The sequence below is a fragment of the Hydrogenovibrio sp. genome (assembly GCF_049975065.1).
GTDB lineage: Bacteria > Pseudomonadota > Gammaproteobacteria > Thiomicrospirales > Thiomicrospiraceae > Hydrogenovibrio.
The window spans coordinates 11,434-36,902 of sequence record NZ_JBNGDN010000008.1 but is presented as its reverse complement, the minus strand read 5'-3'; the positions used below and the strand labels follow the sequence as shown (position 1 = coordinate 36,902).

Genomic DNA, 25,469 nt, shown 5'->3' with positions numbered 1-25,469 from the left:
AAATCGAAAACCAACGATTACGCCATGCAGGTATTGAAGTCCTGGGCGGAGGCCGAATGGTTCCTCGCCAAGCCGAAAATGCCGGAACAAATTACCGTGACCGTCTTTAAAGTGGAAGGCGAAACCAATACCGATGATTTGTCACCAGCCACAGCGGCTTGGTCGCGCCCGGACATTCCATTGCACGCCAAGGAAATGCTGAAAGCGCGCATGGACGATGTGGACGGCACCATTGCCGAACTGGAAGCCAAAGGTCACCCGGTCGCTTATGTGGGCGACGTGGTGGGAACCGGTTCGTCGCGTAAATCGGCGATGAACTCGGTGATGTGGTTCTTCGGTAACGACATCCCTTACGTGCCGAACAAACGCCAAGGCGGCGTGGTGTTGGGCGGTAAAATTGCCCCGATTTTCTTCAATACGGCGGAAGATTCCGGTTCTTTGCCGATTGAATGTGACGTTGAAAAACTGAACATGGGTGACGTCATCACGATTCATCCATACGACGGCAAAATCACCAACGAAGCGGGCGAGGTGGTGTCCACCTTTGAATTGGCACCGGACACCATGCCGGACGAAGTGCGTGCCGGTGGGCGTGTGCCGTTGATTATCGGCCGTGGTTTGACCGATAAGTCGCGTGAAGCGCTGGGTATGGAACCGTCTGATGTCTTTATCCGTCCGACGGATAAATCACAAGCTGAACACGGTTATACGCTGGCGCAGAAAATGGTCGGTAAAGCCTGTGGTATCGAAGGTGTGCGCCCTGGCATGTATTGCGAACCACGCATGACCACGGTCGGGTCGCAAGACACCACCGGTGCCATGACGCGTGACGAAATGAAAGAGCTGGCCTGTTTGGGCTTCTCGGCGGATTTGGTGATGCAGTCGTTCTGTCATACCGCGGCCTATCCGAAACCGGTGGACATCAAACTACAACACTCCTTGCCGGATTTTATGACCAGCCGTGGCGGCGTGGTCTTACGTCCGGGCGATGGGGTGATTCACTCTTGGCTGAACCGTCTGTTGTTGCCGGATACCGTCGGTACCGGCGGGGATTCGCACACTCGTTTCCCAATCGGGATTTCCTTCCCGGCGGGGTCAGGCCTGGTGGCGTTTGCCGCCACCTTGGGCGTGATGCCGTTGAACATGCCGGAATCGGTTTTGGTGCGCTTTAAAGGCGACATGCAACCGGGTATCACCTTGCGTGATTTGGTGAACGCCATTCCGTATCAAGCGATTCAGGACGGTTTGCTGACGGTTGAGAAGAAAGGAAAGAAAAATATCTTTAATGGCCGTGTTCTGGAAATCGAAGGCTTGGAGCATTTGAAAGTGGAGCAGGCGTTTGAGTTGTCCGACGCGTCCGCCGAGCGTTCCGCCAACGGCTGTGTGGTGAAACTGAGCGAAGAGCCGATTATCGAATACTTGAAATCCAATATGGCCTTGATCGATTGGATGGTTGAAAACGGTTATCAGGATGCCAAGACCTTGTTGCGTCGTCGTGACGAAATGCAGGCGTGGATCGATAACCCACAATTGATGGAAGCGGATGCCGATGCGGATTACGCCGCAGTGATTGAAATCGATTTGGAGACCATTAAAGAGCCGATTGTGGCGTGCCCGAACGATCCGGACGACGTGAAATTGATGTCTGACGTTCAGAACTCGAAAATCGACGAAGTGTTTATCGGTTCCTGTATGACCAATATCGGTCACTACCGTGCCGCCGGTAAAGTGCTGGAGCAAATGGGCAATGTACCGACTCGCTTGTGGATTGCGCCGCCGACCAAGATGGACGAGCGTCAGTTGATTGAAGAAGGCTATTACAGCATTTACGGGCGCGTCGGCGCGCGGACGGAAATGCCGGGGTGTTCTTTGTGCATGGGGAACCAGGCGCGTGTTGCCGACGGCGCGACGGTCTTTTCGACCTCGACCCGTAACTTCCCGAACCGCTTAGGCAACGGCGCAAACGTTTACCTGGGGTCGGCGGAACTGGCGGCGGTCTGTTCGGTGTTGGGTCGCATTCCGACCGTGGCCGAGTATATGGACGCGGTGGCGATGCTGGATACCATGTCGGATGATGTTTACCGTTATCTGCAATTCGACGAAATGGCCGACTACAAAGTGGAAGAGCCGAAGAAATTGTCGGACATCGGCGTGGCGGTGGCTTAAACGCCTTTCAATTCAACCCGGAAGTTGTATAACGTTTCCGGGGTAGGAAACATCGAAAAAGGACTGTTGAATGGCGGTTTTAATTGAAGGGGTTTCTGTGGTTATCCACAAAGCCAAAGCATTGCAAAACCAGCAAGCGATGGATGCGCTCTCCTCCGTTGAGAGCCGCCTGCACCCGATGGCCATTTGCGCAGACGCGAATCTGCTGCGCGTCGGGTTTGTGGATCTGGCAGAGGCCAATGCGTTTATCTCAGCGTTGGAAAAAGGGGGCTTGCGCTTCAAAACTGAGGTTTCGGGGGAAGACGTGGCGCAGGATCTGATGCTGGTGACGCAGTTTGGTGAAATGGAAGTCACCTGTCCTTGGCTGACGGTGGCATTCACCAAGCTCAAGGACGGCACTTTGATCACGCTGGCGTCCTTGACGGGTGATGAAACCAAAAATGTGGCGTTTCCGAAGCACTGGACGCTGGGAGATTCGATCTTGCAGCGCTATTACGATATGCGTCTGGCTTACATGGAAGAGCATTATGACCAAGTTGGCGAAGAATTGATGCACGATATTTTCCAGCCGAAGGATTCGAGTCACAGCGATCAAAAAACCGTGCGGTTAATGAAACTGAAAGTCGCGCCTGCAAAAGAAGACGCTTTACAATGAGGCTTCAGGTCGAATCCTTTAAGCATCGGCGAGATGGCGTTTTTTAATCCACACCAGATGAAACCCATGCACCGTTTGAATCGGCCCTATGAGGGTGTCAAGCGGCGCACTGAAAACAACGGTTTCCATTTCGCCAACCATCACGCCGGGTTTACATAAGCCCAAATCGCCGCCGATTTTCGCGGACGGGCAACGTGAGTGTGACGGCGCCAATTGCATCAGATCATCCAAGGTGTGAATGCAGGCTTTGAGCGCATTGGCCTCGTCCTCGCTGGCCAACAAAAGGTGATGTGCTTTGGCGCGGGAATCCGGGTGCGGTGGTTTTAAAGGTTCGGGCGGCTCCATGTCTTCCCATCGTGATCTTGTCGAAAAGACATCATTATAGTGCTTTTCTAGAGTGCTTTTCGTTTGCAAAAAAGGGGATTTGCTTTGACGGAATTCGGTGCGTCAAGTAAGATTCCCTTCTTTAAATTTTTCGTTATATTTTTCACTATACTTTTCATTATATTTTTGGGGTTTGATCCTGCATTATGAGCAAAATAATCGACTTAAAAGGCTCAATTCTTTCCTTAACGGTCTTGAATCTATTTTCCGATCAGATTCTTGAAACCAAGCAGGCCATTGCGGACAAGATTGCGCAGGCACCTGACTTTTTTGTGGGCATTCCGGTGGTGCTGGAACCGCAGATTGCATTGAAGGATGCCGCTTTTCTGGCGCTGCTGGTGGAGTTTTTGCACCAGAAAAAAATGATTCCCATCGGCATTCGCACCGAAGACCAGACGGTGATGGAACAGGCGGAATACGCAGGCCTGGCGGTTTTCCCGAAAGAGAAACCCAAAGCGCCCAGAAGAGAAAACGCGGTCAAAGCGCAGGCGGCTCAAACCGCCGAAGCCGCCGCCGAGGCGGGGCTAAAAACCGCGATGCTGGTGCCCAGCTCGGTGCGTTCCGGTCAGCAAATTTACGCCAAAGACCGTGATTTGATTGTCATGGGGTCGATCAACCCGGGCGCGGAAGTGGTGGCGGACGGTCATGTGCATGTGTTTGGCAAGGTGATGGGAAAAGTGTTTGCCGGGTCTTCCGGAGATCGTGACGCGCGGATTTTTGCCAAACAGCTAAACCCCGAGCTGGTTTGCATTGCGGGGATGTATCAATTGTCGGAAGACATTGATGAGGCTTATAAACAGGGGTTTGTGGAAATTCGCATGCAGGATGACAAGCTGGTGTTCAACCCCGATGTCTTGGCGTAATCAGGCGGTAAAGGCAGGCTGCACAGCGCACGAAAATTTACGCAATCCATCCATTTCGTTATAATGGCCCAAGTTTGCGGCCATTCCGTGTTCGACTTGTTCAACGAGTGTTATTTTATTTTGAGGAGAATCTTAGGTGTCACGTGTAATCGTTGTAACCTCCGGTAAGGGCGGTGTGGGCAAAACCACATCCAGTGCCAGTATTTCGGCCGGTCTGGCGTTAAAAGGCTATAAAGTGGCTGTCATAGATTTTGACGTGGGGTTGCGTAATCTGGATTTGATTATGGGCTGTGAGCGCCGCGTGGTGTATGATTTTGTGAACGTCGTTCAGGGCGAAGCGTCTTTGAAACAGGCGCTGATTCGTGACAAACGCATCAATAATCTCTACATTCTCGCCGCCTCGCAAACGCGCGACAAGGATGCCTTGACTCAAGAAGGCGTGGGAAAAGTAATCGAAGATTTGAAAGAAGACGGCTTCGATTTCATTATCTGCGACTCGCCGGCGGGCATTGAAAAAGGCGCACAGTTGGCGCTGTATTATGCGGATGAAGCCATCGTCGTCACCAATCCGGAAGTGTCATCGGTGCGTGACTCAGACCGCATTCTGGGGATTTTGCAAGCCAAGTCGCGTCGCGCTGAAAACGGTGACGAACCGATTATCGAACACCTGGTGTTGACGCGCTACAACCCAACACGAGTGGAAACTGGTGAAATGCTGTCGGTGGAAGATGTGACCGAGCTGCTGAACATCAAACTGCTGGGGGTCATTCCAGAGTCTCAGCAGGTACTGAATGCGTCCAACTCCGGCGAGCCGGTCATTATGACAGAGGGCTCCGATGCCGCTCAGGCGTATAAGGATGTGGTGGATCGTTTCTTGGGCGAAGAGCTTGAGCATCGTTTTCTGACGGCTGAGAAAAAAGGCCTTTTCAAGAAAATATTCGGGAAGTAAGCCATGGCATTACTTGACTATTTACTGGGACAGAAAAAGAATAAATCCGCTAATGTGGCCAAAGACCGTTTGCAGATTTTATTGGCACATGAGCGTTCCGAACGAAAGGCACCGGATTATTTGCCGAAAATGCGCGAAGAAATTCTGCAGGTGATTTCCAAGTATGTGACCATTGATCAGGATCAGTTGCAGATTTCCGTGGACGAAGCCAATGGGTTTGAAGTGCTGGAATTGAATTTGGTGTTGCCGGATAAATAACGGCGGCTGATTTCATTGATGGGGTAAAATTAATGGGGTAATTTTAAAAGCCGCTGGGGAAGTACTTTCCTCAGCGGCTTTTTTGCCAGGCCTGGTATTTTTGGTGCTGAGGCTCTACGCCTGATTGGAGGCCGTTACGGCTTTTTTCAAGCGGTGATCGGCATAAAAGGCACCCAAAGGAATGAGTGCGGCAAAGAACATCAACGCGCCCAGTGACGGTTGAATGTGTTTTTTCAGCACCGCCCACAGCATGGTGAGGGTCAGCGAAATAAACAGTACCCCGTGCAGCGGACCGAGTACCTTCACGCCATAGGGCCAGTCGAGCTGATATTTAATGGGCACGGCCACAAAGACAAGCAACAGCAGCGCAATGCCGTCGAGAAAAGCCAGCCAGTAAAGCAGTTTGATATTTCCGTTCATAGTTGTTCCTATTCAGTTTGATTGAGTATTTTGCATAAAGCATCTTTATACAAGCATAAATGATTGTGATTTACATCATGCCAGAGTTCACGCTAGAGGAGTGTTAAAACACCCTTGAGGGATAAACGACTAGCCTTTCCGCCAGGCCTGGTCATTTAGCCTAGCCAAAATCACATGGCAAACATGGATGTATTTGGCGGATGGTTTATTTGCGTTATTGCCCAAGATACTGAATTTTCAAGATCGCGCCGAATAGCGGGTGGTCGAAGTAGTGCAACTCGCCGGATTTCACCTTGCGGGATTCACGCAATTCAAACCGCCAGAACGCGGGCAATTCGGCTTCGGTGAGGTGTTCGTTTTCAGCAAACGCCTGACGAATCCGTTTCGGGATGATTCGTTCCAGTTCCAAATCCAACTGGACGTGGGCAAAACGCGATTTGTAAAACAGCAAACTGCCCAGCAGCTTCGACTCGTAACTTTTTTCGGGCAGGGATTCAATGCGAATTAGGCGACTTTGGTTTTCCGGTTTGCCGTAGAGAACCCAGCCTTCATGATACAAAATGCGATAGCCGCGCTGGGTCGTCATTTTCCGAGCCTCACTGTTGAGCATCCGTTGGCTGGACGGCAGCGGCGTGAGACTGACGGCATTATCGATCCAGATGGGGGGAATTTCCGGCCAGTATTCTTCGGTCCAACCCCGCAAGGCGAGGCTTTCAAAAACAATGAGTTCCACCTGGTATTTGGGCAAGCCTTCGGCCTGGGCGTTTAGGGTGACACCCAAGCTTAGAAAAGAGGCGGTTATAAGACTGAAAAACAAACGTCTGATCATGCGTATTCCTTCTGGGCGGGTGAACTGGCAGGCGCTTGGTAGAGCGTCGCGGCAATGAGTTCAATGGCGGCGATTCGCTGTTGCATTTCGGGCATTGTATCGAAATATTTCAGTTCCGTCTGACCTTTTAATTGGTATTGTTTCGGATGCTTCTGAATCAGCTTGATCAATTCCAACGGGTCGATATTGGGGCTGTCGCCGAACTGAATGCGAATTTGACTGTCCGAAGCTTCCACTTTTTTCAGATTAAGCGGATCCACGGTGAGTTTGACCCGAGTGGCGGCGAAGAGGTGTTTGACTTGATCGGGCAGCAAGCCGAAACGGTCGATCATTTCCACCTCCAGTTCTTGTAACGCGCTGGCGCTGTCGGCACTGGCAATGCGTTTGTAAAACACCAGGCGGGTGTGAATGTCGGGCAGATAATGCTCGGGAATCAGCGCGGGGAGACCGAGTTCGATTTCCGGCCCCGTATGCAGCTTGGCTTCCAAGGCCGGTTGCTTGCCGGACTTGAGCGCTTTGACGGCGCGGTCGAGCAGCTCGGAATAGAGCCCGAAGCCGATTTCTTGAATCTGACCGGACTGACCGTCGCCCAGCAGTTCACCGGCTCCGCGAATTTCCAGATCGTGACTGGCAAGCATAAAACCGGCACCGAGGGTGTCGTGCTTGGCAATGGCGGCAAGGCGTTTTTCGGCATCGGCGGTCATCAAGGCTTTGCCCGCAGTAAACAGGTAGGCGTAGGCCTTGTGATGCGAACGCCCGACACGACCGCGCAACTGGTGCAATTGCGCCAGACCGAATTTATCAGCGCGATGTATAAGGATGGTGTTGGCAGTGGGAATGTCGATACCGGTTTCAATAATGGTGGTACAGACCAGGATGTTAAAGCGACGGTGGTAGAAGTTTTGCATCACCTGTTCCAATTCACGCTCGTGCATCTGCCCGTGGGCAACATCCACCTTGGCTTCCGGCAATAAGGCTCGCATTTCTTCGGCCATGTGTTCGATTTTATCCACATTGTTAAACAGCAGATAGATCTGACCACCGCGACGGATTTCCCGCAGGCAGGCCTCTTTGACCAGGTCTGGATTCCATTCTTGCACAAAGGTCTGCACCGCCAGACGTTTGGCGGGGGCGGTGGCAATAATGGACAGGTCGCGCAGGTCGTTCATCGCCATGTTCAATGTGCGTGGAATGGGCGTGGCGGTCATGGTCAGCACATCCACTTCGGTGCGCAGTTTTTTCAGCTGTTCTTTTTGGCGCACACCGAAACGGTGTTCTTCATCAATGATAATCAGGCCGAGGTGATCAAATTTCAGGTCGCCCTGAATCAACTTGTGGGTGCCAATGATGATGTCCACCTGATTGTTTTGCACCGCTTCGAGAATCTGTTTGGTTTCCTTGGCGGTTTGGAACCGCGATAGCCCTTCAATACGCACGGGCCAGTCGGCAAAGCGATTGCGGAAGTTTTCCAGGTGTTGCTGTGCCAGCAGGGTGGTGGGCACCAGCAAGGCGACCTGTTTGCCGGAATAGGCGGCGACAAAGGCGGCGCGCATGGCCACTTCGGTTTTGCCGAAACCGACATCACCGCAGATGAGACGATCCATCGGTTTGTCGGCACGCATATCGGCCAGAACCGCTTCAATGGCGGCTTCCTGATCGGGGGTTTCTTCAAAAGGGAAGCCCGCTTTGAAACGGGCGTAGGCTTCTTCGTCGGTTTCAAAGGCATGGCCAGGCCTGGCTTCTCGCTGGGCATAAATATCAAGCAATTCGGCCGCAACATCGCGTACTTTTTCGGCGGCCTTGCGCTTGGCTTTGTCCCACTTGTCGGAACCGAGCTTGTGCAATGGTGCCGTGTCGGCGCTGGCACCGGTGTAACGGCTGATGAGATGCAGGGCGGTGACCGGTACGTAAAGCTTGGCTTCGTCCGCGTACTCGATCATCAGGAATTCATGTTCTTCGCCCTGCAATGTCATGGTTTCCAGTCCGAGATAGCGGCCAACACCATGATCGAAATGCACGATCGGACTGCCGACATCCAGCTCGATCAGGTTGGAAACGGCGGTGTCGAATTCGGAATGTTTGCGCTTGCGGCGGCGTTTTTGGATCACGGTCTGGCCGAAAATCTGCTCTTCGGAGATGAGGCAGAAATCCGGTGTAAAAATCGACTCTTCCAGCGGACCAACCACAATTTGCAGGGATTCGGCGGCCTGTTTAAACCCCTTCCAGCCTTCCACTGTTTTAGGCGTTTTTCCTTTGAATTCCGGGTGTTTGCTGAGAAGTGTTAATAGCGTTTCACGGCGACCTGTGGATTCGGCACTGTATAAAATTCGGCCGCCGTATTCGTTTTGGTACTGATCAAGAAATGCATTCAATTTCGCCAACGGGTAATCGCCATGGGCGTTCAGGCTCAAGTCGGGCGTGGGCAAGGTTTGAAAGACGGTGACCGCCGAAGCCGAAGAAGCCCCTTTCGGTTCGATTTGAATGCGGTGGTGACGTTTAAGGGCGGCAAAGAGGTCGCTTTCGGATTGAATCAGTTCGTCCGGTGGTAACACTGGGTAATCGGGGTTGTGTCGCGCAATCTGATAGCGTTCCTGGTAATCCTGCCAGCTTTGCCGAATGGCGTCCTGCAACCCGGGTTGATTGAAAAACAAGCTGTTATCAGGGATGTAATCGAAGAGGGTGGCGGTTTCTGCGTGAAACAAGGATAAATAATATTCCAATCCGTCCAGCGTTTGACCCTTTTGAATGGCTTGATACAGCAAGGCCTGACGGGCTTCGTCACCAAAGGTTTGCCGAAAACGCTGTTTGAAACGCAGTAGCCCTTCAGGGTTAAGGTCGTATTCCTTGGCGGGCAGCAGTTCGATTTGATCGAGCTTGTCGGTGCTGAGCTGGGTTTCCGGGTCAAAGCTGCGGATGCTTTCGACCTCGTTATCAAACAAGTCGATGCGGTAGGGCACGCGACTGCCCATTGGGAAGAGGTCGATAATGGCACCGCGCACGGCAAACTCACCATGCTCCATCACCTGGCTGACGCGTTGATAACCACCACTTTCCAAACGTTGGGTAAAGGGTTCGGTGTCAAGGGTATCGCCGCACTTGAGCAGGAAGGTGTACTGCTCGATAAACGCGTGGGGGACAACTCTTTGCAGGAGGGTACTCACCGGCAGAATCAGAATGCCTTTTTCAGTCTGCGGGAGCTGGTAGAGGGTACGCAATCGCTGGGAAATAATGTCCTGATGCGGTGAAAACTGATCGTATGGTAGGGTTTCCCATTCAGGAAAGCTTAACACAGGCAGATCGTCTTCTCGAAAAAACGCCAGCGTTTCCTGGTAGCGATTGGCTTCGGCCATATCACGCGTGAGCAGAATCACCAGGCCTGGGTGTTTTTGAGCCTTGGTCATAATCGCCAGACTGGCCTCGGCCAGACCGTTTAAAGACCAGTGCGATAGGTGCCCTTTGAGCGGCACTTGGTCAGCGGACAGAAGAGAATAGGGGTTCGACATTGGATCGGTATATTGCATTAGGCTGTTTAAAACGGGCATTTTACCCCGAAAAGCCATAGATTGCTTTATATTGCTTTATTTTAGGGCGCGCGAGTGTTAAGGCACGGTTGATTAAATCCGTTTGTCAGGTTCGACTGAGCCTTCGGACGTCGTGTTGTTCGATGCTGCTATTTTAGAATGACGTTTCTGAAACATTCGACAGAAGGCGTTGTTGAATGCCTATAATAACGTCAAATAGGCTGCAAGGCCATGCGCTGGGTAGTTGAGGCTTTTATACAGAGGGTTTTGTTAAGAATGAATAGACGCTGGGCATATCAGTGGGTGCAGATTTTAAGCCACCATCATAGAATCGCCTTTTTATGGGTCGGCAGTCTCGGGCTGTTGGGAGGACTCGGCATGGTGCAATCGTCCACCCCATTGCAGATGGCGGATATCGGCCTCATCGGCTTGGCGTTGCTATTGATGAGCCTAATGGGCGCAAAGCTTATGGACTCCGTTAAAGCAGGCTTGCTGCTATTGGGGGGAAGTCTGGCGGTATTCGGCTTGGTGCTGGGGCTTGCAGGCTGGTTACAGCAACCGATGAACACCACCAGTGTGCTGGGCTGGGTGCTGCTGTTGGCGCTGACCATGAGTAATTTGATTCACATCCTGTCGGCACTGTTGCGGGAAATGGCGCGGGGTGCTTTTCAGCACGATGCGTTGGCGGAAGCCCTGCAGATGAATGTGATGCCGATTTTTCTCTCCAACCTCACTACGGCGCTGGGGCTTTGGGTCGCGGCACTTTACGATCCCGACTGGACGAGTGCCGCCTGGATTGTTCTGCTGGGCGCGGCAGTCAGTTATGCACTGATGTTAACCGCACTGCCACTGCTATTGTTGCGATGGTTTCTGGAATTTCGGGTAGGACACTATCAAGACCGACACGGCTTCAGAGCTTTGGCGGACTGGTTACAACAGCACCCGTTTCAGGTTCGTGTATTGCTGGCGCTTTCAGTGTTGGCGCTGGCGTTCAGTTTCGCCTATCTGTGGCCACGCCTGGACGGACTCTATGCCATCGGCTGGATGTTATTGAGCAGTTTTGCCGTGTTATTAGTATTTTGGCAGGATGTAAAAATAACTTTTATGACGCTTGGCAGCAGTTTAGTGGCCATTATTTTGGTCGTGGCGGGCTTTTTTCTTGTGCAGCAAACCAAGATGATTTCAGCGGTGGTTCTGGTTGTGCCGTTGGGCATTGTGCTGGACGATGCGATTCACTATTTTTCCCGCTACTTGAAGTCTAAAAGAGGCTATTTCAACGATTCGGAATCCTGTCACCGATACGCGCTAGCCAGTGTGGGCAAGCCGATTTGGGCCACCACGCTTATTTTGATGTGCGGGTTATTGGTGCTCAATTTTAGCTCAAATATTCTGGTGCAACAGGCCGCTTTTGTGGCCTTATTTTCGATATTATTGGCTTCTTATGTGACGCTGGTTTTGTGGCCTGCGCTCAGTTTGCAGTCAACGAAAGCGTCCCGCTAATAAATTTTATTCTTAAGGATAAGCAAAATCTATTCACCCACATTCGAAAAATTTATTTTTATTTTGCGAATAAATCGCTCATTATTTCCGCGTAGATAAACTTCTGTACCCGATTGGAGTTCTTGAACAACCCGGTGTCCTCCAGTAAACTTATTGACTGTAACAAGGTCGCGAAGCTATGTAACGCGGGATGTTTGAGCAATTTTTGAGAGACGAGTGAAAAGGAACAAAAAATGGCAACAATTGTTGTAGTAGGATCCAGCACCGGCGGTTTACCCATGGCTTACGACATTCGTAAGCATCTAAGCAAAGAGCATACAGTCAAGGTCGTGAATGCGATTGATGAGTTTAATTTTGTCCCTTCCAACCCTTGGGTCGCGGTGGGCTGGCGTAAACCGGAAGACATTTCATTCAAATTGGAACCGCACCTGACCCGCAAAGGGATTGAGTTTTATCACCAAACAGTCACCCAGCTGGACGCACCCAATAACAAAATCACCTTGGATGACGGTGCCGAAATGGAATACGACTACCTAGTACTGGCCACTGGCCCGGCATTGGCGTTTGACGAAGTCGAAGGTTTTGGCCCGAAAAGTCATGGCGGCCACACCGTTTCCGTTTGTACCACCCCGCATGCGTCTGAAGCCTATGATCAATGGGAAGAATTCTGCAAAAACCCTGGTCCGATCGTTGTGGGTGCGGTGCAGGGCGCCTCTTGCTACGGCCCGGCGTATGAATTTGCCATGATTATGGAAACCGATTTGCGTAAGCGTAAAATTCGCAGCCAAGTGCCGATGACGTTTGTGACTTCTGAGCCTTATATCGGTCATTTAGGTCTGGGCGGTGTGGGCGACTCCAAAGGATTGATGGAAACAGAAATGCGTAACCGTCACATCAATTGGATCTGTAACGCCAAGGTCACCAAAATCGAAGATGGCAAAATGTACGTTGACGAGCACAACAACAAGGGTGAAGTGATTGATCAGCATGAGCTGCCATTCAAATACTCCATGATGTTACCAGCGTTTAAAGGGTCTAAATTCCTGCAAGAGTTGGCCGAGCCGGAAAACATGGGCGGGCCCTTGGTCAACCCGCGCGGTTTCGTTAAGGTTGATAACTTCAGCCGTAATCCAACCTATCACAATATTTACGCTCTGGGTGTGGGGATCGCCATTCCGCCAGTGGAAGCAACGCCTGTTCCGGTGGGAACGCCAAAAACGGGCTTGATGATTGAGTCTATGGTAACGGCCATCTGTCACAATATCGAAGCGAACCTGGCTGGCAAAGAGCCGGATTCCGAACCGACTTGGAACACCGTCTGTCTGGCCGATATGGGTGACACCGGTGCCGCTTTTGTGGCGTTACCGCAAATCCCGCCTCGTAACCTGACCTGGGCAAAACGTGGCAAGTGGGTGCACTTGGCTAAAATCGCCTTTGAAAAATACTTCATTCGTAATATGAAAGCCGGTAACTCCGAGCCGATTTACCAGAAGTATATTATGAAAATGCTGGGCATCAACCGTTTGAAATCCGATAAATAATTCGATTTGATCCCGATTTGAAACGCCCTCTTTATGAGGGCGTTTTTGTTTCTGTAGTGAAGAATCCTGCGGGCGTTAAAGTCATTGTTCCTGTTTGGCTTTGCTTTATAATACCGCCATGAATTTAGTCACAACGCTCTATTACCTGGACTTGCTCGGCACAGCGGTGTTTGCCCTGACCGGCTTGCTGGCGGCCAGTCGAAAACAGCTGGATCTGTTCGGTGCCATTGTCATTGCGATGGTAACGGCGGTGGGCGGTGGCACTTTGCGCGATTTGATACTGGATCAACCCGTATTCTGGCTATCGCAAAACATTTACATTTACATAGTGGTGCTGGCAACACTGTTTCTGTTTTTCTATGCGCGTGTACGGCATTTGCCGGTCAGATTATTGCTGTTTTTGGACGGCTTAGGCCTGGCGGTATTCAGTGTGATCGGGGCTCAAAAGGCCATGGCGCTCGGTTTGTCCGATCCCATTGTCATTATGACCGGCATTATGACCGGCGTGGTTGGCGGGGTGATTCGCGATGTTCTGATGGGCGAAGTGCCGTTGATTTTTCGCAAAGAAATTTATGCCACCGCCTCGTTTGTTGGCATCAGTACCTTGTTGCTGTTGTCCGATTGGGGGCTTTCCATGGACGCTTCGGTCATTATTTCCATTCTGGTTATTTTCAGTTTGCGCATCTGGGCGATCCTGAACAATATCGGCCTGCCTGTTTTTCAACCCATTCACTCCCAGGACTGATCCAAGAGACGGACTTATGTTTAAATTGCCTTTCGAATTATTGCTGGGAATGCGCTATACCCGCGCCAAAAAACGCAACGGATTTATTTCGTTTATTTCGCTGTCGTCGATGATCGGCATCGCACTGGGGGTGACAGCGCTGGTGACGGTGATGTCGATTATGAATGGGTTTCAGCAGGAGCTTCGTGACCGTATTCTGGACATGACCGCGCACATGACCCTGTCGGAGCGTGGTGAACGGTTACACCATTGGCAGGATCTGTACGGCATCGTGAAAACCCTGCCACACGTTACTGGCGCGGCTCCGAATGCGTCCGGGCAGGGGATGCTGACCGCCGGAGACCAAGTGAAAGGCGTGCTGGTGCGCGGGGTTTTGCCGGAATATGAAGGGCAGGTGGCGGATGTGGCCGACAAAATGCAATATGGTCAACTGGCGGATTTGAAGTCGCGTGATTACAACATTATCCTCGGCAGCGAGCTGGCGAATGCGCTGGGGGTTTCCATCGGTGACAAGGTGACTCTGGTGGCGCCGCAGGCTTCGGTGTCCCCGTTGGGAATCATGCCGCGACTGAAGCGTTTTACGGTGAGCGGCGTGTTTGAAGTCGGCATGCACGAATACGACAGCGCTTTGGCATTGGTGCATTTAGAAGATGCGCAACGAGTGTTCAAACTCGGGTCGGCGGTGACCGCGCTGCAGTTACGATTGGACAATATGTTCGAGGTGCGCACGGTGCGCCACGAAATCAGCAATCGCATCGATCAGGTGCTGTACATTCGAGACTGGACGCAACAGCATGCCAACTTTTTCAAAGCGATTGAAATGGAAAAGCGCATGATGTTTATTGTGCTGGCGCTAATCATTATGGTGGCGGCGTTTAATATCGTTTCCACCATGGTGATGGTGGTGACGGACAAACAAAAAGACATTGCGGTATTACGCACCATCGGCGCGAGTCCGGCAAGCATTCAGACCATTTTTATGGTGCAGGGATTAATTATTGGTGTGATGGGTGCGGTTCTCGGCATTTTGGGCGGTGTGGTCATTTCATTGAATCTGGATGTGATTGTGCCGTTCATTGAACAGCTTTTTGGTTTTGAGTTTTTCCCTGCGGACATTTATTACATCAGTAAGATTCCGTCCGATCTTCACTGGGAAGATGTTTGGGTGGTGTCAGGCCTGGCGTTTGTGCTAACACTGCTGGCCACCATCTATCCGGCACGCCGTGCGGCCAAAACACAACCTGCCGAGGCATTACGTTATGAATAATGATCTGAACACTAGCATCCTTGAGGCCACACAGTTAGAAAAAGAATACCGGGACGGCAAACTGGTGACGCCGGTGATTAGGGACTTAAATTTCAGCCTGGAAACAGATGAAAAGGTGGCGATTGTCGGCAGTTCCGGTTCTGGTAAAAGTACCTTGCTTCATTTACTTGCTGGCTTGGATTCGCCGACTGGCGGCGAGGTAAAACTGATGGGACAGGCCTTTTCCGCACTGGGAGAAGTCAAGCGCGGGCGTTTGCGCAACCAGTATATGGGATTTGTGTATCAATTCCATTTTCTGTTGCCGGAGCTGACGACACTGGAAAATGCTATGTTGCCGTTGCGCGTGGCGCGGCATCCTGCCAAGCAAGCACAGCGCGAAGCCACCGAGTTACTGGAACGTGTCGGTTTAGGCCACCGGCTGCACCATAAACCGGCTGAACTGTCGGGGGGCGAACGCCAGCGGGTCGCCATTGCTCGCGCACTGATTACACGTCCGGCTTGCATTCTTGCGGATGAACCCACCGGTAACCTAGACGAAACCTCAGCGCAAACCGTATTCGACCTGATGCTGTCGCTGAATCAAGAACGCCAAACCGCCTTAGTGGTGGTTACGCACGACTTGGCACTGGCCGCGAAAATGGATCGACAGTATCAATTAACGGAAGGTCGTTTTGTCACCCCCTCGCAAGCACCCACAGCGCCTTCAATTCCTTCATTCTCTTCAAACTCTGACAAACCATGTTAAGCATTCAAGCAATTACGCTGATGGCCGGCACCAAATGTCTGCTGGAAAATGCTTCTTTGGTGGTGCATCCTGGGCAAAAAATCGGTTTGATCGGAGCCAATGGCGCGGGCAAGTCCACTTTGCTGAAAGCCATTCTCAACGAAACACCCCTTGATGCAGGAAGCATCAATCTGCCCGAGAACTGGCAAATCGGCTATGTGGAACAGGAGCAGAACCGGCTGCATTGGACGGTTCTGGATTACGTGACGCATGGGGACTCCCTCTATGCAAATGCACGTGATCAAATTGAACAGGCCGAACGCGACAACCACCACGATCACTTGGTGGCGGCTTACGATGCGCTGGATCGCATTCAAGGCTATGATGTCCCCATCAAAGCGCAGCACTTGCTTTTTGGTCTCGGGTTTAAAGCGTCGGACTTTCATCAACCGCTTTCGTCTTTTTCCGGTGGTTGGCAGGTGCGGCTAAAATTGGCACGCGCCTTAATGCAACGTGCGGATCTATTGCTGCTGGATGAGCCGACGAATCACTTGGACATTGAAGCGGTGTCTTGGTTGATTCAATGGCTTAAATCCTACCCCGGTGCCGTCATGACTATTTCGCACGATCGTTATTTTTTGGATGAGGTGGTGCAGGGCATCGCGCAACTGGCACAGGGGCGCATTCAATATTTTACCGGTAATTTTGCGGCCTTCGAGCGTCAACGCAATGAACAGCTGATGCAGCAGCAGGCGTTGCACGACAAGCAAAAACAGCAGATGCAGCATTTAAAATCCTTTATCGAACGCTTCAAAGCCAAAGCCTCCAAGGCAAAACAGGCGCAAAGCCGTGTCAAAGCATTGGAACGAATCGAACAGGTGGCCGCCGTTCAGGCCACGAATCCTTTTCAATTTCAACTGGCCGAGCCGGATCACTTACCCGATCCGATGTTAACAACGGAAGATCTGTACTTTGCTTATGGTGATACCACCATTCTGGAAGGCGTTTCGCTGACGCTGCGAGCCGGAGACCGCATTGGGCTGGTGGGCGTGAATGGTTCGGGGAAGTCCACTTTGCTGAAACTGTTGATTCAAACCCTCGAACCGCAGCAGGGACGCGTTCGCTACAGCAAGGGTTTAAAAATCGGCTATTTTGCCCAGCATCAGTTGGAAGCACTCAAGCTTGATAGCACGCCCCTAGCCCATTTGCAGGCCTTGGGAGACACACTGATGAAAACCGTGACGGATCAAGAAGGGCGTGATTTTCTGGGGCAATTTGGGTTTGGGCATGATAAGGCGCTGGATCCGGTCAAACATTTTTCCGGTGGTGAAAAAGCGCGTTTGAGTCTGGCCTTGATGGTGTATCAGAAACCCAATCTGGTGATTATGGACGAGCCAACCAACCATCTGGACATGGAAACCCGGGATGCGTTGGAGATGGCCTTGCAGGCATTCTCCGGTGCACTGATTCTGGTCACCCACGACCAACATTTGCTGTCGAGTCTGGTGGATCAGTTTTGGTGGGTACATGATGGGGAGGTGGCGCGTTATTCCGGCGATCTGGAAACCTATTTGCAGCAGCGACTAAAGCGATTGAAAGAACAGCAGGCCAACCTGAAACAAGCATCCGCCAGGCCTGGTGAAACCCACGAGAATGCCCTTGCGACCAATAAAAAAGCCCAGCGACAAGAAAATGCGCAATCGCGCAAACGCTTAAAAGAGGCGACTCGCACACAGACTAAACGACTCGCACAGGTGGAAAAGGCGTTATCCACCGCTCAGACCGAACTGACCGACATTCATGCGCAAATGGAAGCGCCTGGACTCTATGAAAGCAGCCGTTCGGACGAACTGACGGGGTTATTAAAAGATGAAGCACGACTGACTGCCGAAATCGAGACGCTTGAAGACGAATGGTTGCTTCTGGAGGCGGAGATTGAAGAGATTACGACGACCTTTATGACCATTACCTGAAACCGTAAAACACACCCACAAAAAAGGCCGCGAATCGCAGCCTTTTCGAACTAATTCAGGTTACAAGTTAGCAGTTTCGGAAAGCGCAACCGTGCTTTAAGCCGAACTTGCGCAGGAAAAACACCATTGGGCAAAAACCTGTAAAACCGGAAATAAGGAGGTTCAGACCAATGAAACCGGTCAAAAGCAGCCACAAAGGGGAAAAATAATACGCCAGAATGGCCGACAATAACACCATTGTGCCAACCATTAACATCATGAACTTTTCGATTACCATGTTACATCCTCTTGGTTTGAATTGAAGCCCTTGCCGACATGACGCTTCCAGAGCCGATTGCACACCCATGTCCACGCCCATATTCAATAGGGAATCGCTGACGGGCACGCTTGAAAGCCACCATTCAGCCCTGCACGCTTGGCAGAAATTTAAGCAGCTGATATTATCATACTTGGCGCACTGAACAAAAGTATTTGCGTATTTCACGTCAATATTTCCGGGCTATGTCTTTCTTTAATTTCACAAAATCGGTATAATTATGCGTTTATTTTATATGCCGCCGAACAGAGGCTTTTGGTTACCGAAACCGGTGCCGCTCTGTTCACGTTCTGGATTTTAAACTTTTGAGATTAAGCACATGCAAGTAACAGTAGAAAAGCCGGAAACCGGCCTTGAACACAAAATCAACGTCACGCTTCCTGCAGGCGATCTGGATAGCCGAGTGGAAAAACGTCTCGCTCAGATGCGTCGCACCGTTAAAATGGATGGTTTCCGTCCCGGTAAAGTGCCGATGAACATCGTCAAAAAGCGTTACGGTGGTCAAGTGCGCCAGGAAATGATGGGGGAAACGGTACAACAGTCTTTCTATGACGCGCTTGCTAAAGAGTCTCTAAACATTGCCGGTTATCCGCAATTCCAAGATTTGGACGAAAAAGACGGCCAAATCGTATTTTCAGCCACGTTTGAAATCTTTCCCGAAATCGACCTGCCGGACTTCTCAAGCTTGACCATCGAAACCATCCAGTCTGAAATCAGTGACAAAGATGTGGACGATATGGTGACTAAATTGCGTGAGCAAAAAATGGCTTGGAAAACGGCAAGTGCAGCGAAAAAAGCGCGTGAAGGCGAGCAAGTCATCATCGACTTCGTCGGCAAAAAAGACGGTGTGGAATTTGAAGGCGGAAAAGCGGAAAACGTGCCTTTGGTTCTCGGTTCTGGTCGCATGATCCCCGGTTTTGAAGACGGAATTATCGGCATGAAGAAAGGCGAAGAAAAAACCATTGAAGTCACCTTTCCAGAAAATTATCAATCGGACGAATTGAAGGGTCAAACCGTTACCTTCGACATCACGGTGCATTCGGTGCAAAAACAAGTCTTGCCGGAAATTGACGAAGAATTTGTTAAGTCGTTTGGCATTGAAGACGGTCAAGAAGAAAGCTTGATGAAGGAAATTCGCGCCAATATGACCAAAGAACTGGCACGCGCCGTTGAAAACCAGAATCGTTCAGCCGTTTTGGATGCGCTGGCCGAAAAAGCCGATTTTGAAGTGCCGCAATCCTTGATTGATCAGGAGGCGTCTTCGTTGATGCAACGTCAGGCAGAACAATTTAAGCAACAGGGATTGGATCCACAGCAGCTGGGCTTAACCCCTGAAACCTTTAAAGACGAAGCCAAAAACCGCGTTAAAATTGGTTTGGTGCTCGGTGAAGTGATTAAAGCGCACAAGATTGAAGCCACGGATGAAGCCCGTAAGGCGTTTATTGAAGACCAGGCGGCGGCTTATGAAGACCCGAAAGAAGTGATTGACTGGTATGCCAGCAACCCACAGGCAATGAAAGAAATTGACGCCATTTTGGTGGAAAAAGAAATTGCCAATACCATTCTGGAAAAGGCCAAGGTCAAACAAGTGGTTAAGTCTTTTGAAGAGGTTGTGCGTCCAGCCGCTTAATGTCCGGTTTGACGGTTAAAAACTTAACGTTTGCTGCGGAATGAGGTCGTTTTGTAGCAAGGTTAAGTTTTTTTTACCTGATAAAACGCTAAGATAGCGCAAATACTCCATAATTGCCGTGTCACTGAAACGCAACGCTTCTCTCTGCGGAATTGGCGTTGCTCAGATTCGAACAAACGCTTCTGACTTCGTTCAAAGCGGCACAAAACTGTAAAAATAACAAAAGGTTAACTTGAATGCATTCCACACCGATCCAAGACGCTCTGATTCCAATGGTTATCGAACAAACCAGCCGTGGTGAACGTTCGTTTGATATTTATTCCCGCTTGTTGAAAGAGCGCGTCATTTTTTTGGTGGGGCAGGTTGAAGACCACATGGCCAACTTAATTGTGGCACAGATGCTGTTTCTGGAATCCGAAAACCCGGATAAAGACATTCACTTGTACATTAACTCGCCTGGCGGCAGTGTAACTGCGGGCATGGCCATTTACGACACCATGCGCTTTATCAAGCCGGATGTGAGTACCATGTGCGTGGGTCAAGCGGCGAGCATGGGGTCTTTTTTGCTTTCTGCTGGTGCCGAGGGCAAGCGGTTTGCATTGCCGAATTCACGGGTGATGATTCACCAGCCTTTGGGCGGTTTTCAAGGGCAGGCGTCCGACATTGAAATCCATGCGAAAGAAATCATTCAAATCAAAGGGCGTTTAAATCAAGCTTTGGCTGATCATACCGGACAGCCTTTGGAAGTCATTGAGCGTGACACGGATCGCGACAATTTTATGAGCGCCCAACAGGCTTGCGACTATGGATTGGTCGATAAAGTATTAACACGCCGCTAAGAAAAGAAGGATAAAACTGACCGATGAGTGAAAAGAACCTATATTGTTCGTTCTGTGGAAAAGCACAGGACGAGGTGAGAAAATTAATTGCCGGCCCTTCTGTGTACATTTGTGATGAATGCGTGGAATTGTGTAATGACATTTTAAAAGAAGAGTTCGGTGAAGAGGAGTTCAACCGTTTCGAACTCGACAAATTGCCAACACCCCATGAAATTAGCCAGATTCTGGATGACTATGTCATCGGCCAGAACCATGCCAAAAAGGTGCTGTCTGTGGCGGTTTACAACCATTACAAGCGGCTTCAGAACGGCTATCAAAAAGATGATGTGGAACTCAACAAAAGTAACATTCTACTGATTGGCCCGACCGGTTCCGGGAAAACACTGCTGGCGCAGACGATGGCTCGATTGCTGGATGTGCCTTTTGCCATAGCGGATGCGACCACTCTGACAGAAGCCGGTTATGTCGGTGAAGATGTTGAAAGCATCGTATTAAAGCTATTGCAGAGTTGTGACAATGAGCCGGAAAAAGCCGAGCGTGGTATTATTTACATCGATGAAATCGATAAAATCACGCGCAAATCCGAAAACCCTTCCATTACGCGCGATGTTTCTGGGGAAGGGGTGCAACAAGCCTTATTAAAGTTAATTGAAGGCACCGTTGCCAACATTCCGCCACAAGGTGGGCGTAAACACCCGAATCAGGACATGATTCAAGTCGATACATCTAAAATTCTCTTTATCGTTGGGGGGGCTTTTGAAGGGCTGGACAAGCTGATTGAGCAACGCACCGATAAAAATGTCGGTATCGGTTTTTCGGCGGAAGTGAAATCTCAAGAGACGAAAGCCAGCCTTTCCGAACGTTTCCAGAATATTGAGCCGGAAGATCTGGTCAAATTCGGGTTAATTCCTGAGTTTGTCGGTCGCCTACCGGTAGTGGCCGCACTGGAAGAACTGGACGAAAAAGCCCTGATCCAGATTTTGACTGAACCCAAAAATGCATTGGTAAAACAGTATCAGAAAATGTTTGAATTGGAAGGGGCGGAACTGCAGTTCCGTAAAGAGGCGTTAGCGGAAATCGCAAAAATGGCGATCGAGCGTAAGACAGGCGCACGTGGTCTCAGATCGATTTTGGAAAAAACATTGCTTGATACGATGTACGATTTACCGAGCTTGCAAAATGTTGAAAAAGTCATTGTCAACAAAGCGGTTATCCGTGGCACTAAAAAACCGATGTTAATGTACGAAGACACCGAAAAAGCATCGGGCGAGTAACGCAACCGGTGTGCTTCACGAAATTTCCTAGCCCGAATGTTTTATGAATTTGTGCTGAGATTGCGCAGTACATTGTTTTCACAAGGAAATTTTCGAACAAGTGCCGACTCCCTGATTACGGCCGACTGAGAAAATATTGCTTGTGGAATCAAGGAGCAAGCAAGGTCGGTGCAAATTTGTGAAATATTCGGGCTAGCTTGGTCGCTACAGATTTATAAACTGTTCGGGCTAATAATAACGAGAAAAACTGGAAGGCATCATGGACATAGACCAAATTGAATTCAAAACCAATGTATTTGTGCTGGCGCTTAGGGATGTCGTGGTATTCCCTGGGATGGTTGTGCCTTTATTCGTGGGGCGCCCTAAATCCATGAACGCTTTGAACGCGGCCATGAAAGAAGACAAGCAAATTTTTCTGGTAACGCAAAAAAACGCAACGGAAGAAACGCCAAGCTTGGATAACCTCTATCGTATTGGCGTCATGGCCAATATTTTGCAGTTACTGAAACTGCCTGACGGCACGCTTAAAGTACTGGTCGAAGGCGTCAAGCGTTTTGAATTACTCGGTTTGAACAGTGAAGACGCTTATTTGACCGGCGACATCCAACAGGTTACTTCGGATGAAAGTTTGGATAACGATGGCGTGATTCTGGTGCGAACCATTCAGGAACGCTTTCAGGACTATGCCGATCTCAAGAAAAAAATCCCATCGGAAGTCCAGAAAAGCATTCAAAAAACCAATGATCCCAATCGTTTGGTGGACACCATTTCCGCGAATCTAAAGCTGGGCATTGAAGAAAAGCAACAATTGTTGGAGATCCTATCGATCAACGACCGTTTGGAGCACATCCTCAACACCATTGAAACCGAAATTGATTTATTGGAATCGGAACAGCGCATTCATTCGCGCGTGAAGAAAAAAATGGATCAAACCCAGCGAAACTTCTATCTCAACACCAAGCTGCAAGCCATCCACGAAGAGCTAGGCGAAGCCTCTGAAGACGGCGTGAGTGAAGCCACCAAACTGAAAGAACAAATCGAGTCGGTGGGCATGACCACCGAGGCACAAAAGGTAGCCGAGGAAGAGTTGAAGAAACTGAAAATGATGTCGCCGCAGTCTCCCGAAGCCAATATTATTCGCACCTATCTGGAATGGATGGTCTCTCTGCCGTGGAAGAAACGCAGTCGGGTGTCCAACGACCTTCAGAAAGCGCAAACCATTTTAGATAAACAGCATTACGGGCTGGAAAAGGTCAAAGAACGCATCATTGAATACTTGGCCGTGCAAAAACGCGTCAAGAAAATGAAAGGGCCGATTCTGTGTTTGGTCGGACCACCGGGGGTGGGGAAAACCTCTTTGGCACGTTCCATTGCCGAAGCGACCAATCGCCACTATGTGCGGATGTCCTTGGGTGGCGTGCGCGATGAAGCGGAAATCCGTGGGCATCGTAAAACCTATCTGGGCGCTTTACCGGGACGCGTGATTCAGAAAATGAAAACCGCCGGGACACGTAACCCACTGTTTTTACTCGATGAAATCGACAAAATGGCACGCGACCATCGTGGCGACCCTGCCAGTGCTTTGCTGGAAGTGCTCGATCCGGAACAGAATAAAGCCTTTAACGATCATTATTTGGAAGTCGATTACGATTTATCCGATGTGATGTTTGTCGCCACGTCCAACTCAATGGACATCCCTGAACCGTTATTGGATCGTATGGAAATCATTGATCTGGCCGGTTACACCGAAAACGAAAAGCTGAATATCGCTTCCAAACACTTACTGCCGCGTGAAATGAAGGATCACGGCCTGAAAGCCAATGAAATCGAAATACCGAATGCCTCCATTCTCCAGATCATCCAAACCTACACACGCGAATCCGGTGTGCGTTTATTGGATCAAAAACTGGCCAAAATTTGTCGAAAGTCCGTTAAGGAAATCGTCACCGGCGAAGCGACGCCCCCCATCAAAGTTTCGCCCGACACCCTTGAGAAATACCTCGGGGTAGCCAAATACCGCATTGGTCTTGCGGAAGATAAAAACCAAATCGGTCAGGTAACCGGATTGGCTTGGACACGCGTTGGCGGCGATTTATTGCGTATAGAAGCCACGGCCATGCCCGGCAAAGGCAAAAACACCTCCACCGGACAGCTTGGCAGCGTCATGCAGGAATCCACGCAAACAGCCATGAGCGTGATACGCAGCCGCAGCAAAGAACTGAGGCTGGAAGACGACTTTTACGAAAAGCAGGACATTCACCTCCACTTTCCAGAAGGCGCTATTAAGAAAGACGGCCCCAGTGCGGGAATTGCCATTTGTACCGCCATTGCATCTGTGTTGACACAAACTCCTGTACGCTCAGATGTGGCAATGACCGGAGAAATTACCCTGCGCGGCGAAGTGCTGCCCATTGGCGGTTTGAAAGAAAAACTGCTGGCCGCAGCTCGCGGTGGCATTAAAACAGTATTGATTCCATATGAAAATGTACGGGATTTATCGGAAATCGCGGATGAAGTGAAATCCGGTTTGGACATTCACCCCGTGCAATGGATCGATGAAGTGTTTAAAATAGCGTTGGAGTCTTGGCCACCGGCTGGGATAGAAGCAGGCGGCCTTTCCGACATCAGCTTAAACGATCCCGAAATGGATACCGCCATCGTCAATGAAGAGTCTGCAGGTCAAATTTTAAAAAAAGGCACCAAAAGACACTGAAAATGCAACTTTTCAACCGGTAAAGGCTTGACAGTAAATATTCAACGCTGATATAACTACGTCTAGCCTTAACTGGGTGGTAAAGAATACTTAAAACCTTATGGAGAAACTTACATCATGAATAAAACCGAATTAGTAAGTGCGATCGCGGAAGAATCTGGATTGACGAAGACCGATGCGGCCAAAGCACTGGAAGCAACCGTTGCGACGGTCACCAAAGCACTGAGCTCAGGCGACTCTGTGGCCATTATCGGCTTTGGCACCTTCAAAGTCGGCGAACGTTCCGCACGTACCGGTCGCAACCCTCAAACCGGTGCTGAAATGCAGATCCCTGCAGCAAAAGTCCCCAAGTTCACAGCCGGTAAAGCCCTAAAAGACGCTGTTAACTAAGACCGAATCGAAAATTCTTAGGCTGAAGCCCCCGTAATTAAGTGAAATCAATGGCTTAATTACGGGGGCTTTTTTGATGGTGTAACTGTCGAGTCGTCTTGTCAAAAAGATGTCAAAAAACCGACCAAAAACGTTTGACAACGTCATCGGAGTACTTATAATACGCCCATCAGTTAAGGCAAGCTCAGACAGCGTCTGAAACGGCTTTAAACGCAGAAGGATTGTCAAGATTGGGTGATTAGCTCAGCTGGGAGAGCATCGCCCTTACAAGGCGAGGGTCACTGGTTCGAACCCAGTATCACCCACCAATTTTGATTCAATTCGGAGTGGTAGTTCAGTTGGTTAGAATACCTGCCTGTCACGCAGGGGGTCGCGGGTTCGAGTCCCGTCCACTCCGCCATTTTTTTGCACTGATTAGAATTGTTTTATACGGTTCGGGTGATTAGCTCAGCTGGGAGAGCATCGCCCTTACAAGGCGAGGGTCACTGGTTCGAACCCAGTATCACCCACCA

General features: G+C 50.2%; 21 protein-coding genes and 3 tRNA genes. 19 read left to right on the top strand and 5 right to left on the bottom strand.

Features of this window, described 5'->3' with window-relative positions; translation table 11 throughout:
- Together acnB and ACP5D0_RS02555 are read left to right on the top strand one after the other, a co-directional pair.
- Positions 1-2,166, top strand: a 2,166-nt coding sequence (gene acnB / locus ACP5D0_RS02560) for a bifunctional aconitate hydratase 2/2-methylisocitrate dehydratase (RefSeq protein ID WP_472363995.1), incomplete at its 5' end; no start/stop codon positions are given.
- Between the two features lie 70 nt (positions 2,167-2,236).
- Positions 2,237-2,821 (top strand): hypothetical protein, encoded by a 585-nt coding sequence (locus tag ACP5D0_RS02555; protein ID WP_472363994.1) that lies wholly within the window; start codon positions 2,237-2,239, stop codon positions 2,819-2,821.
- Positions 2,822-2,839: 18 nt separating this feature from the next.
- Here the strand turns inward: ACP5D0_RS02555 and ACP5D0_RS02550 are convergent, their stop codons facing one another.
- Positions 2,840-3,166, bottom strand: a complete 327-nt coding sequence (locus ACP5D0_RS02550; protein WP_472363993.1) for a peptidylprolyl isomerase — start codon at positions 3,164-3,166, stop codon at positions 2,840-2,842.
- A gap of 185 nt (positions 3,167-3,351) precedes the next feature.
- Here ACP5D0_RS02550 and minC point away from each other — a divergent pair, with 185 nt between their 5' ends.
- The 3 genes from minC to minE all read left to right on the top strand — a co-directional run bounded on the left by minC (position 3,352) and on the right by minE (position 5,275).
- On the top strand, positions 3,352-4,068 hold the full coding sequence (gene minC / locus ACP5D0_RS02545; RefSeq protein ID WP_472363992.1) for a septum site-determining protein MinC: 717 nt from the start codon (positions 3,352-3,354) through the stop codon (positions 4,066-4,068).
- Positions 4,069-4,204: 136 nt separating this feature from the next.
- On the top strand, positions 4,205-5,017 hold the full coding sequence (minD, locus tag ACP5D0_RS02540) for a septum site-determining protein MinD (RefSeq protein ID WP_472363991.1): 813 nt from the start codon (positions 4,205-4,207) through the stop codon (positions 5,015-5,017).
- Between the two features lie 3 nt (positions 5,018-5,020).
- On the top strand, positions 5,021-5,275 hold the full coding sequence (gene minE / locus ACP5D0_RS02535) for a cell division topological specificity factor MinE (RefSeq protein ID WP_472363990.1): 255 nt from the start codon (positions 5,021-5,023) through the stop codon (positions 5,273-5,275).
- Positions 5,276-5,389: 114 nt separating this feature from the next.
- Here minE and ACP5D0_RS02530 read toward each other — a convergent pair whose 3' ends face one another.
- The 3 genes from ACP5D0_RS02530 to mfd form a co-directional block, all read right to left on the bottom strand.
- Complete coding sequence (locus ACP5D0_RS02530) at positions 5,390-5,695, bottom strand: DUF3817 domain-containing protein (RefSeq protein WP_472363989.1); 306 nt, start codon at positions 5,693-5,695, stop codon at positions 5,390-5,392.
- Between the two features lie 214 nt (positions 5,696-5,909).
- On the bottom strand, positions 5,910-6,524 hold the full coding sequence (locus tag ACP5D0_RS02525) for a peptidoglycan binding protein CsiV (protein ID WP_472363988.1): 615 nt from the start codon (positions 6,522-6,524) through the stop codon (positions 5,910-5,912).
- The gene (gene mfd, locus ACP5D0_RS02520) at positions 6,521-10,066 is read right to left on the bottom strand and encodes a transcription-repair coupling factor (protein WP_472363987.1); all 3,546 of its coding nucleotides are present in this window, start codon (positions 10,064-10,066) and stop codon (positions 6,521-6,523) included. Before mfd ends, ACP5D0_RS02525 begins: the two co-directional genes overlap by 4 nt.
- Positions 10,067-10,321: 255 nt before the next feature.
- Between mfd and ACP5D0_RS02515 the strand changes: the two genes are divergently transcribed.
- The 6 genes from ACP5D0_RS02515 to ACP5D0_RS02490 all read left to right on the top strand — a co-directional run bounded on the left by ACP5D0_RS02515 (position 10,322) and on the right by ACP5D0_RS02490 (position 17,795).
- Positions 10,322-11,545, top strand: coding sequence for a hypothetical protein (locus tag ACP5D0_RS02515; RefSeq protein WP_472363986.1), 1,224 nt, complete (start codon positions 10,322-10,324; stop codon positions 11,543-11,545).
- A 233-nt stretch (positions 11,546-11,778) separates the two neighbouring features.
- Positions 11,779-13,086: an NAD(P)/FAD-dependent oxidoreductase gene (locus tag ACP5D0_RS02510; protein WP_472363985.1), complete on the top strand. Its 1,308-nt coding sequence runs from the start codon at positions 11,779-11,781 to the stop codon at positions 13,084-13,086.
- A 118-nt stretch (positions 13,087-13,204) separates the two neighbouring features.
- The gene (locus ACP5D0_RS02505; protein WP_472363984.1) at positions 13,205-13,831 is read left to right on the top strand and encodes a trimeric intracellular cation channel family protein; all 627 of its coding nucleotides are present in this window, start codon (positions 13,205-13,207) and stop codon (positions 13,829-13,831) included.
- A gap of 16 nt (positions 13,832-13,847) precedes the next feature.
- Positions 13,848-15,098 (top strand): lipoprotein-releasing ABC transporter permease subunit, encoded by a 1,251-nt coding sequence (locus ACP5D0_RS02500; RefSeq protein ID WP_472363983.1) that lies wholly within the window; start codon positions 13,848-13,850, stop codon positions 15,096-15,098.
- The gene (locus tag ACP5D0_RS02495; protein ID WP_472363982.1) at positions 15,091-15,843 is read left to right on the top strand and encodes an ABC transporter ATP-binding protein; all 753 of its coding nucleotides are present in this window, start codon (positions 15,091-15,093) and stop codon (positions 15,841-15,843) included. The genes ACP5D0_RS02500 and ACP5D0_RS02495 overlap by 8 nt, the downstream gene beginning before the upstream one ends.
- Positions 15,837-17,795 (top strand): ABC-F family ATP-binding cassette domain-containing protein, encoded by a 1,959-nt coding sequence (locus ACP5D0_RS02490; protein WP_472363981.1) that lies wholly within the window; start codon positions 15,837-15,839, stop codon positions 17,793-17,795. Before ACP5D0_RS02495 ends, ACP5D0_RS02490 begins: the two co-directional genes overlap by 7 nt.
- Before the next feature lie 67 nt (positions 17,796-17,862).
- On the opposite strand, the gene ACP5D0_RS02485 is transcribed toward ACP5D0_RS02490, so the two are convergent.
- Entirely contained in the window at positions 17,863-18,279 is a 417-nt protein-coding gene (locus ACP5D0_RS02485) for a YgaP family membrane protein (RefSeq protein ID WP_472363980.1), read from the bottom strand.
- A gap of 151 nt (positions 18,280-18,430) precedes the next feature.
- Here ACP5D0_RS02485 and tig point away from each other — a divergent pair, with 151 nt between their 5' ends.
- The 8 genes from tig (at position 18,431) to ACP5D0_RS02445 (ending at position 25,469) form a co-directional block, all read left to right on the top strand.
- Positions 18,431-19,741 carry a trigger factor gene (gene tig / locus ACP5D0_RS02480; RefSeq protein WP_472363979.1) on the top strand — a complete coding sequence of 437 codons (1,311 nt, stop codon included), beginning with the start codon at positions 18,431-18,433 and terminating at the stop codon, positions 19,739-19,741.
- Positions 19,742-19,977: 236 nt separating this feature from the next.
- Positions 19,978-20,580, top strand: coding sequence for an ATP-dependent Clp endopeptidase proteolytic subunit ClpP (clpP, locus tag ACP5D0_RS02475; RefSeq protein WP_472363978.1), 603 nt, complete (start codon positions 19,978-19,980; stop codon positions 20,578-20,580).
- A gap of 23 nt (positions 20,581-20,603) precedes the next feature.
- Positions 20,604-21,854, top strand: coding sequence for an ATP-dependent Clp protease ATP-binding subunit ClpX (gene clpX, locus ACP5D0_RS02470; protein WP_472363977.1), 1,251 nt, complete (start codon positions 20,604-20,606; stop codon positions 21,852-21,854).
- 259 nt (positions 21,855-22,113) lie between these two features.
- Positions 22,114-24,567: an endopeptidase La gene (gene lon, locus ACP5D0_RS02465; RefSeq protein ID WP_472363976.1), complete on the top strand. Its 2,454-nt coding sequence runs from the start codon at positions 22,114-22,116 to the stop codon at positions 24,565-24,567.
- A gap of 117 nt (positions 24,568-24,684) precedes the next feature.
- The gene (locus ACP5D0_RS02460; protein ID WP_472363975.1) at positions 24,685-24,957 is read left to right on the top strand and encodes an HU family DNA-binding protein; all 273 of its coding nucleotides are present in this window, start codon (positions 24,685-24,687) and stop codon (positions 24,955-24,957) included.
- Between the two features lie 232 nt (positions 24,958-25,189).
- Positions 25,190-25,265: transfer RNA gene (locus ACP5D0_RS02455), tRNA-Val, on the top strand.
- Between the two features lie 15 nt (positions 25,266-25,280).
- Positions 25,281-25,357 (top strand) — tRNA-Asp (locus ACP5D0_RS02450).
- Positions 25,358-25,393: 36 nt separating this feature from the next.
- Positions 25,394-25,469, top strand: a tRNA-Val gene (locus ACP5D0_RS02445).

What these genes read in the sequence shown, in the direction of transcription:
- tig (WP_472363979.1), top strand. Translation starts at nt 18,431, where the DNA reads ATGCAAGTAACAGTAGAAAAGCCGGAAACCGGCCTTGAACACAAAATC.
- ACP5D0_RS02460 (WP_472363975.1), top strand. Translation starts at nt 24,685, where the DNA reads ATGAATAAAACCGAATTAGTAAGTGCGATCGCGGAAGAATCTGGATTG.
- ACP5D0_RS02515 (WP_472363986.1), top strand. Translation starts at nt 10,322, where the DNA reads ATGAATAGACGCTGGGCATATCAGTGGGTGCAGATTTTAAGCCACCAT.
- lon (WP_472363976.1), top strand. Translation starts at nt 22,114, where the DNA reads ATGGACATAGACCAAATTGAATTCAAAACCAATGTATTTGTGCTGGCG.
- minC (WP_472363992.1), top strand. Translation starts at nt 3,352, where the DNA reads ATGAGCAAAATAATCGACTTAAAAGGCTCAATTCTTTCCTTAACGGTC.
- minE (WP_472363990.1), top strand. Translation starts at nt 5,021, where the DNA reads ATGGCATTACTTGACTATTTACTGGGACAGAAAAAGAATAAATCCGCT.
- ACP5D0_RS02500 (WP_472363983.1), top strand. Translation starts at nt 13,848, where the DNA reads ATGTTTAAATTGCCTTTCGAATTATTGCTGGGAATGCGCTATACCCGC.
- ACP5D0_RS02525 (WP_472363988.1), bottom strand. Translation starts at nt 6,524, where the DNA reads ATGATCAGACGTTTGTTTTTCAGTCTTATAACCGCCTCTTTTCTAAGC.
- ACP5D0_RS02495 (WP_472363982.1), top strand. Translation starts at nt 15,091, where the DNA reads ATGAATAATGATCTGAACACTAGCATCCTTGAGGCCACACAGTTAGAA.
- ACP5D0_RS02555 (WP_472363994.1), top strand. Translation starts at nt 2,237, where the DNA reads ATGGCGGTTTTAATTGAAGGGGTTTCTGTGGTTATCCACAAAGCCAAA.
- ACP5D0_RS02530 (WP_472363989.1), bottom strand. Translation starts at nt 5,695, where the DNA reads ATGAACGGAAATATCAAACTGCTTTACTGGCTGGCTTTTCTCGACGGC.
- ACP5D0_RS02550 (WP_472363993.1), bottom strand. Translation starts at nt 3,166, where the DNA reads ATGGAGCCGCCCGAACCTTTAAAACCACCGCACCCGGATTCCCGCGCC.
- ACP5D0_RS02505 (WP_472363984.1), top strand. Translation starts at nt 13,205, where the DNA reads ATGAATTTAGTCACAACGCTCTATTACCTGGACTTGCTCGGCACAGCG.
- clpP (WP_472363978.1), top strand. Translation starts at nt 19,978, where the DNA reads ATGCATTCCACACCGATCCAAGACGCTCTGATTCCAATGGTTATCGAA.
- mfd (WP_472363987.1), bottom strand. Translation starts at nt 10,066, where the DNA reads ATGCCCGTTTTAAACAGCCTAATGCAATATACCGATCCAATGTCGAAC.
- ACP5D0_RS02510 (WP_472363985.1), top strand. Translation starts at nt 11,779, where the DNA reads ATGGCAACAATTGTTGTAGTAGGATCCAGCACCGGCGGTTTACCCATG.
- ACP5D0_RS02490 (WP_472363981.1), top strand. Translation starts at nt 15,837, where the DNA reads ATGTTAAGCATTCAAGCAATTACGCTGATGGCCGGCACCAAATGTCTG.
- clpX (WP_472363977.1), top strand. Translation starts at nt 20,604, where the DNA reads ATGAGTGAAAAGAACCTATATTGTTCGTTCTGTGGAAAAGCACAGGAC.